Source organism: Winogradskya consettensis (assembly GCF_018332715.1).
GTDB classification, from domain to species: Bacteria; Actinomycetota; Actinomycetes; order Mycobacteriales; family Micromonosporaceae; genus Actinoplanes; species Actinoplanes consettensis.
This window is the reverse complement of sequence record NZ_BOQP01000020.1, coordinates 96,398-104,748: the sequence shown is the minus strand read 5'-3', so window position 1 is coordinate 104,748 and position 8,351 is coordinate 96,398. Positions and strand designations below refer to the sequence as shown.

The window sequence follows — 8,351 nt, the reverse complement described above, 5'->3', positions numbered from 1 at the left end:
GCCCCCGCGCACAAGCCCTGGGCCTCACCCATGCGCACAAGCCTTGGGCTCAGCCCATGCGCACAGGCTTGATTCTCAGACCCTGCGCTCAGACCCCCGCGCTCAGACCTCGGTGAGCGCAATCGTGAGTTCCCGGGGTGTTTCCCGGCCCTCGAGCGCCCAGGCCCACCCGGGAAGGGCCATGGCGTCTGCGAAGAATTCGCCGAAGTCCCTCCCGAACGACCAGAGATGACCCGGCGCCACCATCTCGGCGCCCGCCCCGGCACCCCAGCGGAAACTACAGCTCAGCTGCCATGTCCGGAAGTCCCCACCCCCAGCCTCGATGAACTGCCGCGTCAGGTCGGCCGAGAACCCCCGCTCGTCCCTCCCGCACTGAGCCAGAACACCATCACCGTCCTCCTCGGACAACGCCGCCCCCTCAACCGGCAGCACGGCAAACGCCCGGAACACTTCGACAGTCGCCCGAACCTCAGCCGCAGTCACCCTGCTCGGATCCACGCCGGCGTCACCAAGCATCGACATCAGAAACGCCTCGGTCTCGCGGATCCACATACCTCGATCATCGCGTAGGCACCCCTTGCCGACAGCCGCCCGTCACGGGCCGAAACCCGCCGCCGCGTGCCACAGGCCGCACACCGGGAGCTGACGCAGCACGCCGAAGATCGGAAGCCGGCCCCGCAGACCGGTGCCGCAAACCGACAACCGGCACCGCACACCACAGGCCGGGAGCCAGTGCCGCGGGCCAGAACCGCAAAACGGAAACTGACCGCGCACTCCACAGGCCGAGAGCCAGCGCCGCGGGCCAGAACCGCAAACCGGAAACTGACGCCGCACACCACAAGCTGACGCCGCACACCACGAGCTGGCACCGCCTACCCAGGCCGCTGGTCGGTACCGCAAGTCGCTGGTCGGTACCCCAGGCCGCAAGCCGGCGCCGGAGACCGCAAGCCGCGGGCCGCAGACCGCAAGCCGCAGGCCGGAGTGCCGCAGGCCGGAGTGCCGCAGGCCGGAGTGCCGCAGGCCGGAGTGCCGCAGGCCGGAGTGCCGCAGGCCGGAGTGCCGCAGGCCGGAGTGCCGCAGGCCGGAGTGCCGCAAGCCGGAGTGCCGCAGGCCGGAGTGCCGCAAGCCGGAACCGGCGCCGCACAACACAGGCCAAGAGCCAGTGCCGCGAGCCGGCGCCGCACGTCGGGAAAGGCTGCGCGGCCGGCCTGTGGGTGGGGCTACTTGAGGAGGAGTTTGCCCATGCGGCGGCCGGCGATGGTCAGGCCGAGGGCGAGGGCGGCCAGCAAGTAGGCGATGTCGAGGAGCTGGAACCAGCCTGCGCTGCCGGTGGTCAGGGCGCGGATGAGGTCGACGGCGCGGTAGAGGGGGGTGGCCTCGACCAGCCAGCGCAGCGCCGCGGGGTAGGACGTGGCGGGGACGAAGGTGCCGGAGAAGAGGAAGAGGGTGAATTGGACGGAGACGACGATGTCGAAGTCCTGCCAGCTTTTCATGTAGGTGGAGAGGGCCATGCCGAGGCCGCCGAAGGCGAAGCCGACGAGGATGGCGGCGAAGAAGGCGAGGACCGCGCGGGCGGGGGTGGTCAGGTCCATCGCGACCATGATGACCAGGAAGGCCGCGGCGTAGATGTTGCCTCGGGCCATGGCCCAGGCGAGCTCGCCGAGGGCGATCTCGATGGGGCGGACAGGGGTGGCGAGCATGCCGTCGTAGAGCTTTCGGAACTTCATTTTGCCGAAGAAATTGAAGGTGGTCTCGGACAGGGCGCCGGTCATCGAGGACGAGGCGAGCATGGCCGGGGCTACGAAGGCGGCGTATTCGATGACGCGGCCGTCGGGGAGGGTGAGGTCGCCGACGAGGGAGCCGACGCCGAGGCCGATGGAGAAGAGGTAGAGGACGGGCTCCAGGAAGCCGGAGATCATCACGAGCCAGTAGGAGCGGCTGAGGGTTGCCGCGTTGCGTTCGACGACGTAGCCGGAGCGGCGGGCAGCGCCCTCGTAGGAGATGAGGCGGGGCAGGACCAGGGTGACCATCAGGGATTCCTCACAGCACGAGCCGGCGGCGGAATTGGCGCAGTGCCAGGAGCCAGCCCGCGGCCACCCACAACGCCAGATAGAGCAGGTGCCCGGCGGTTGACCAGGCCGGGGCGATGCCGAGGGTCGCGGCGCGGCTGAGGTCGACGGCGTGCCAGAGCGGGAACGCGTACGCGACCCATTTGAACACCAGCGGCAGCGACTCCACGGGGAAGAAGACGCCCGAGAACAACGACATCGGGATGACGCCGAACCGGTAGAGGATCGACAGGTAGCTGTCGACGGTGATGGTCGCCGAGTAGGCGAACGTCGGGGTGGCCACGGCGAGGCCGACCAGCGCCGCGATCGGCAGGGTCAGCAGCGCCCACCACGAGTGCAGGGTGCCGAAGGCCGCGGCGATCGCCAGGAACGCCGCCGAGCTGAGCAGCGTGCGCAGCACCACGAAGATCAGGTGACCGTCGAGGATGTCGGTGATCCGTAGCGGTGCCGCGGCCTGTGCGAAGTAGAGACGGTCCCACGAGAACGCGCCCATGACCGGCCAGGTGGACTCGCCGACCGCGACCTGCAGGGCCGTCGACGCGATCAGCCCGGGAACCATCCAGTCCAGATAGGGCACACCCTCGACACCGCCGGTGACATAGGCGCCGACGCCAACGCCGAAGCCGAGCATCGTGAGCAGGGGCAGGATGAACGACGACAGCACGCTGCCGCGCCACACCCGGCGATAGTTGATCAGGTAATACTCGAGGACGTAGAACATCTCAGTCCACCAGCGTCCGGCCGGTGAGGGTCAGGAAGACGTCCTCGAGGCTGCTGCGGCGCACCAGCACGCCCGCCGGGCTGAGTGCGCGGCCCTGCACCTCGGCCACCGCCTCGTCGCCGTGCTCGACGTAGAGCAGGATGCGGTCGGGAAGCACCTCGACCCGCTCGCCGATGCCGTCGAGCTTGCTGGCGAAGGGCTCCTGCGACTCGGCCGCGAAGCGCAGCTCCACCACCTCGCGGGTCGAATAGCGGTCGATCAGCGCGCGCGGTGAACCCTCCGCGACGATCTTCCCGGCGTCCATCACCACGAGCCGGTCGCAGAGCTGCTCGGCCTCATCCATGTAATGCGTGGTCAGCACGAGGGTCACGCCCTGCTGCTTGAGCCGGAACAACCGCTCCCAGACCAGGTGACGGGCCTGCGGGTCGAGGCCCGTGGTGGGCTCGTCGAGCAGCACGATCTCGGGCTCGTTGACCAGCGCGCGGGCGATCGTCAGCCGCCGTTTCATGCCGCCGGACAGCGGCTCGACCTTGCTGTCGGCCCGCTCGGTGAGCTGCACGAAGTCGAGCAGCTCGTCGGCGCGGGCCCGGGCGACCTTGCGCGGGATCCCGAAGAACCGCGCGTAGGTCGTCAGATTTTCCCGGACCGTCAGCTCCAGGTCGAGGTTGTCGAGCTGCGGGCAGACCCCGAGCCGGGCCCGGATCTTCGGACCCTCCCGCACCGGATCCATGCCCAGGATGCGCAACTCCCCACCGGTCGGCGGCGAGACACACCCGATCATGCGCATCGTGGAGCTCTTGCCGGCACCGTTGGGACCGAGGAAACCGAACGCCTCACCGGGCTGCACGTCGACGTCGATGCCGTCGACCGCGGTGAAGCCCTCGAAGCGTTTGACCAGCCCTCGGGCGTGAATGAGAGTCACGAGCCAGACCCTAGCCAGGGGGTCCGACAAAAACTAAGGAATAACGGTCGTCGCTTCCTGCGCCGAGGCCACCAGCTCGTCGGTGACCTCCACGATGGGGTCGGCGTCGACCGCGGTCCTCGCGTCGTACCGCACCGACCAGGTCAGACCGTCGACACCACTCACCCGCCGCCCGACAACGCGCACGCCGCCCTCGGGAGGAAGAGGATGATGCGAGGTGTACGCGACGGAGCGCGTGACCCGCGCCCGCACCTGGTCCGGCAACTCCCCCGGCTCGAGCAGGAGGAACCCGATCACGGGAGCGTCGACCAGCACGGCGTACCCATTGCGTTGCTGGGCGATCTCCGCCGGGGTGACCAGCAGCTCCCTGCCGGACCACGCCGCCTTGTGGATCTCGTGCCAGCCGAGCCGGGTGCCGCCGGGCAGCCAGAGACCACGATTCGTCGCGACCAGCACGGCGTCGTCGGGCGCCGGAGCCCAGCACAGAACGCGCTCATCGGGCTCCAACGCCGGCGTCCTGTCGGCGGGCAGCTTCGGACGGCGGCGGAATAGTTTCATCACAGGGCACCTGCTGCCTGGTCGCGCAGCGCACGGGCGTGCTGCTCGAGGGAGAAGAGTTCACCGGCAAGAGCAAGATACTCGTCCTTGTGCGCGACCGGGTTGAGCCGCTGCACCTTGGACTTCAGATCCTTGATCCGGGTGGTAACCGACCCGACCTGCAGCCGGGCCAGCGTGATCTGCACATACCGCAGGTCGGCCTCGCCGTCGATGCGCATCGGCTCGACCGCCAGCTCGTTGATCAGCGCCTTGCCACCGAGATCGTCACAGGCGTCCCGGACCGCCTCGATCCAGACCACACCACCGGTCGCGGCGGCAGTCCCACCGGCTGCGGCGATCGCCAGGCGGATACTGCGCAACACCGGGTCACCGTACGACTCGGGCTCGGTCGTGTCGTACATCGGCCCGGCCAGCACCGGGAACTGCAGGGCCAGCTTCAACGTCTCCCGCTCGACCTGCCGCTGCGGGCTGTCCGGCGCCCGCCGCTGGGCGGCCACGGGAGCGTCGGGCGTCATCGCCTGGGCCACCGCGCGTTGCACCGGGTCCAGGTCCATGCCGAGGTCACCGGCGAGCTTGCGGGCGTACTCCGGACGCTTCTCCCGGTCCTTGATCTTGGCGACCAGCGGCGCGGCCTTACGCATCGCGTCGACCCGCCCCTCGACCGTGTCGAGATCGAAACGGCCCAGCGTCTGCCGCAGCGCGAAGTCCACCAGCGGCTCCCGCCCGGCGATCATGTCGCGCACGGCAAGATCGCCCTTGGCCAGCCGCAGCTCGCACGGGTCCATGTTGTCCGGGCTGACCGCGATGAAGGTACGCCCGACAAAGCGCTGATCCTCCTCGAACGCCCGCAACGCCGCCTTCTGCCCCGCCGCATCCCCGTCGAACGTGTAGATGATCTCCCCGGTGAAGCTGTCGCTGTCCATCAGCAGCCGCCGCAGCACCCCGATGTGATCCACCCCGAACGACGTCCCGCACGTCGCCACCGCTGTCGGCTCGCCCGCCTCATGACACGCCATCACATCGGTGTACCCCTCGACGATGACCGCCCGCCCCCGCTTGGCCATCTCCCGCTTCGCGAGGTCGATGCCGTACAACACGTGAGACTTCTTGTAGAGCGGCGACTCGGGCGTGTTCAGATATTTCGGCCCGTCATCGTCATCGAAGAGCTTTCGCGCCCCGAACCCGATGACATCCCCGCTCAGATCCCGGATCGGCCACATCAGCCGCCGCCGGAACCGGTCGATCAGCGACCCGGACCGAGCCGGCTTGGCAAGCCCACCCGCGGTCAGCTCCTCGTGCGTGAACCCCTTCTGCCGCAGATGCTTGGCGAGCAGATCCCAGCCCTCAGGCGCGAACCCGCACCCGTACTTCTCCGCAGCGTCCCGCCCGAACCCACGCTGAGCAAGGAACTCACGAGCCTTCCGCGCCCCCGCCTTACCGAGCTGATCCTGGTAGAACTCCGCGGCAGCAGCATGCGCGGAAATGAGCCGCTGCTTCTGCCCCGCCTGCGGCCGCGGCTGCCCACCCTCGCGGTTGTCGCCGAAGCTGTCGTACCGAAGCTGAATCCCGGACTTCGAAGCCAGCCGCTCCAGCGACTCCACAAACGTCAGATGCTCAGCATCCATGAGGAACTTGATCGCATCCCCGCCCGCCCCACAGCCGTGGCAGTTGCCGGTGAGGATGTTGTCCTCGAGCACAAAAGCGTGGGTGCCGTCGACGACCGGGCAGAAGACCTCTTCGACCTCGCCGTGATCCTCGATCCCCTCGACCACCCAGCCCCGGCGCTCGAACTTCTTACGCCCGGCCACAAAACGATCGCGATGAGCCTGGATAAGGAAGAATTCTTCCGGAATGTCCTCGCCCATGAGCGTCAGGACATGACCAAGACCATTTGAGCGGATGATTTCGTACGTACCAATGCCGATACTTGTGCACAGGTCACGGACATGCTCAAGGTTTTTGCGGAGGGTCGACGTCAGCGAGACGACACCGTCCTCGGCGACGTCACCATCGGCTCCGAAGTAGCCCGCGAGCCAGCCGTGCAGATACGCGTGTGACTCGGTGAGCGGTGGCAGGTCACTGACAAAGTAGGCCGGCAGGTCGGTAACCGTGATGCGGCCCTCTGCGACGAACGTGTCGTTCAGCGGGAACCATTTCAGCAGGTCCTGGACCCTGTCCTCACCGAGCGGCATGACGCCGCCGCCGTTCAGCGCCGTTCCGCCGCCGAACACGAGACCCCGGGCAACGCCGAAGGGGGACAGTTTGTGGCCGCCGTCGCGGGTGGACAGGGCTCGGGGGAAGACGTGGGCGAGGCGGTCGCCCTTCTTGAGCTCCGCCGTGGTGCGTTCGAGTCGCTTCTCCGCGCCCCTGCTGCGGCTGCGGATGAACCAGCGATGGTTGGTCGTGGTCCGGATGGTCTTCTTCTGGCCGTTGCGGCTCAGCTTGAGATGCACGACCGGCTGGTCACCGAAGGAGAGGAACGGCGCCTCGACGAATCGCCCGTGCGTGGTGATGACGCGGTGGCGCCCACCTGCGAGTTCGCGGATCGGCCGGACGCCCTGGTCGGTGAGGACCCGGGTCTCGCCCGCGAGACAGAAATAGACATTTCGGGCAGGAGAGACGGTGAACGACGGGGTCTTCTCGTCGTGGAAGGGGCAGAGGCCCTTGAGGTTGCCGCCGCCTGCTGAGCGCAGCGTTACGGTCTCGCTGATGATGTCCGCGATCGAGGTCCGGTCGCGGACCAGCGCGATGTCCTCGTCCTTGACCCTGCCCGCCACGGCTACATACTGCCTCGCCTCAGCCGCCCGCTGCCACGAGGGTCCGGTGCCAGGCGACGGCGGCGGGGTCGGTGAGGCAGGCGACCTGGTCCACGATCACGCGCAGGCGGGCGACGTCGTCCGAGGCCTCGTGCCACATGGCGGCGAACATGGGGTCGAGATGGTCCGGGGCTCGGCGGCAGAGTTCCGCCACCAGAGTGGTGAGGATCTCGCGCTGCTGGTCGTACCACTGTTCGGCCGCGCGGGCTCGCATCACATAGCGCAGGGCCATTCCCTTGAGCAGCGCGCACTGGTTGCGGGCGGTGCGGGGGACGATGAGGTCGGCGTCGTAGCGGCGGACCGGTTGCTGGTCGTGGCGGCTGCTGGTGGCGCCGACGGCGGAGGCGACGAAGCGGCCGGTGAGGGTGCTTGTCATCCGTTTGAGGGCGATCTGGGCGCGGTAGGAGCTGTCGTAGTCGCCGACGGCGAGGACGAGTTCGTCGGCGAGGAGAAGGTCGAGGGCCTCGCCGAGGTCGGCGGCGGATTCGGTGGAGTAGGTCGCGGCGACGTCGGCGCAGAGCGCTGCCCGCTCGTCGGCGTCGCGGATCAGCGGCTGCAGGGAGAGGTAGCCGCCGTGGATGCCGTCCTCGACGTCGTGCACGGAGTAGGCGACGTCGTCGGCCCAATCCATGACCTGCGCCTCGAGGCATTTCCGGTCGCCGGGCGGCGCGGTTTCGCGTACCCAGTCGAAGATTTTGAGGTCATCCTGATAGACCCCGAATTTCCGCTCGCCGGGGCGGCGGAGCCAGGGATATTTGCAGGCCGCGTCGAGTGAGGCGCGGGTGAGGTTGAGACCGGCGCCGTCGACCTTGGCCTCGAGGCGGGTGAGTACGCGCAGGGTCTGGGCGTTGCCCTCGAAGCCGCCGCAGGGTTCGGCGACGAGGTCGAGCGCGGCTTCCCCGTTGTGGCCGAACGGCGGGTGGCCGATGTCGTGGGCCAGGCCGGCGACGTCGACGACGTCCGGGTCGCAGCCGAGCCGGGAGCCCATCTCGCGGGAGATCTGGGCGACTTCGAGTGAGTGCGTCAGCCGCGTACGCAGGAAGTCGTCGACGCCGGCCGTGTGCACCTGGGTCTTGGTCGCCAGGCGTCGGAACCCGGCGGAGTGAAGCACCCGGGCCCGGTCGCGTTCGAACTGGGTACGCCCGTACCCGCTGTCCTTGGCCGGCTCAGCGGCGAAACGTTCCGAGGACCGGGACGCGACGAAACGCTCCGAGGACTGCGACGCGGCGAATTGTTCCGAGGACCGCGACATGGATCAAACCTTA

7 protein-coding genes and 2 pseudogenes are annotated in these 8,351 nt (G+C 68.5%); all 9 read right to left on the bottom strand.

The window, feature by feature from the left end; translation table 11 throughout:
* Positions 1–102: 102 nt before the first annotated feature.
* The 9 genes and pseudogenes from Aco04nite_RS20140 to Aco04nite_RS20100 all read right to left on the bottom strand — a co-directional run bounded on the left by Aco04nite_RS20140 (position 103) and on the right by Aco04nite_RS20100 (position 8,338).
* Positions 103–552 (bottom strand): hypothetical protein, encoded by a 450-nt coding sequence (locus Aco04nite_RS20140; RefSeq protein ID WP_212998776.1) that lies wholly within the window; start codon positions 550–552, stop codon positions 103–105.
* A gap of 668 nt (positions 553–1,220) precedes the next feature.
* Positions 1,221–2,030, bottom strand: coding sequence for an ABC transporter permease (locus tag Aco04nite_RS20135; protein WP_212998775.1), 810 nt, complete (start codon positions 2,028–2,030; stop codon positions 1,221–1,223).
* A gap of 10 nt (positions 2,031–2,040) precedes the next feature.
* Positions 2,041–2,790, bottom strand: a complete 750-nt coding sequence (locus tag Aco04nite_RS20130; RefSeq protein WP_212998774.1) for an ABC transporter permease — start codon at positions 2,788–2,790, stop codon at positions 2,041–2,043.
* A 1-nt stretch (position 2,791) separates the two neighbouring features.
* A complete protein-coding gene (locus tag Aco04nite_RS20125; RefSeq protein WP_212998773.1) occupies positions 2,792–3,712 on the bottom strand; it encodes an ABC transporter ATP-binding protein in 921 nt (306 codons plus the stop codon).
* A 33-nt stretch (positions 3,713–3,745) separates the two neighbouring features.
* A complete protein-coding gene (locus Aco04nite_RS20120; RefSeq protein WP_212998772.1) occupies positions 3,746–4,270 on the bottom strand; it encodes a hypothetical protein in 525 nt (174 codons plus the stop codon).
* Positions 4,270–6,135 carry a DNA primase gene (dnaG, locus tag Aco04nite_RS48935; RefSeq protein ID WP_308161645.1) on the bottom strand — a complete coding sequence of 622 codons (1,866 nt, stop codon included), beginning with the start codon at positions 6,133–6,135 and terminating at the stop codon, positions 4,270–4,272. The genes Aco04nite_RS20120 and dnaG overlap by 1 nt, the downstream gene beginning before the upstream one ends.
* A gap of 18 nt (positions 6,136–6,153) precedes the next feature.
* A pseudogene (locus Aco04nite_RS49935) lies at positions 6,154–6,462 on the bottom strand (LAGLIDADG family homing endonuclease); the annotation flags it as partial.
* A 399-nt stretch (positions 6,463–6,861) separates the two neighbouring features.
* Positions 6,862–7,047 (bottom strand): annotated as a pseudogene (locus tag Aco04nite_RS49930) (CHC2 zinc finger domain-containing protein); the annotation flags it as partial.
* A gap of 19 nt (positions 7,048–7,066) precedes the next feature.
* Complete coding sequence (locus Aco04nite_RS20100) at positions 7,067–8,338, bottom strand: deoxyguanosinetriphosphate triphosphohydrolase (RefSeq protein WP_212998771.1); 1,272 nt, start codon at positions 8,336–8,338, stop codon at positions 7,067–7,069.
* Between the last annotated feature and the right edge of the window lie 13 nt (positions 8,339–8,351).

Bases quoted from the DNA above. Each gene is read 5' to 3' on its own strand.
- Aco04nite_RS20140 (WP_212998776.1), bottom strand. From the start codon at position 552: ATGTGGATCCGCGAGACCGAGGCGTTTCTGATGTCGATGCTTGGTGAC.
- Aco04nite_RS20135 (WP_212998775.1), bottom strand. From the start codon at position 2,030: ATGGTCACCCTGGTCCTGCCCCGCCTCATCTCCTACGAGGGCGCTGCC.
- Aco04nite_RS20130 (WP_212998774.1), bottom strand. From the start codon at position 2,790: ATGTTCTACGTCCTCGAGTATTACCTGATCAACTATCGCCGGGTGTGG.
- Aco04nite_RS20120 (WP_212998772.1), bottom strand. From the start codon at position 4,270: ATGAAACTATTCCGCCGCCGTCCGAAGCTGCCCGCCGACAGGACGCCG.
- dnaG (WP_308161645.1), bottom strand. From the start codon at position 6,135: ATGGGCGAGGACATTCCGGAAGAATTCTTCCTTATCCAGGCTCATCGC.
- Aco04nite_RS20100 (WP_212998771.1), bottom strand. From the start codon at position 8,338: ATGTCGCGGTCCTCGGAACAATTCGCCGCGTCGCAGTCCTCGGAGCGT.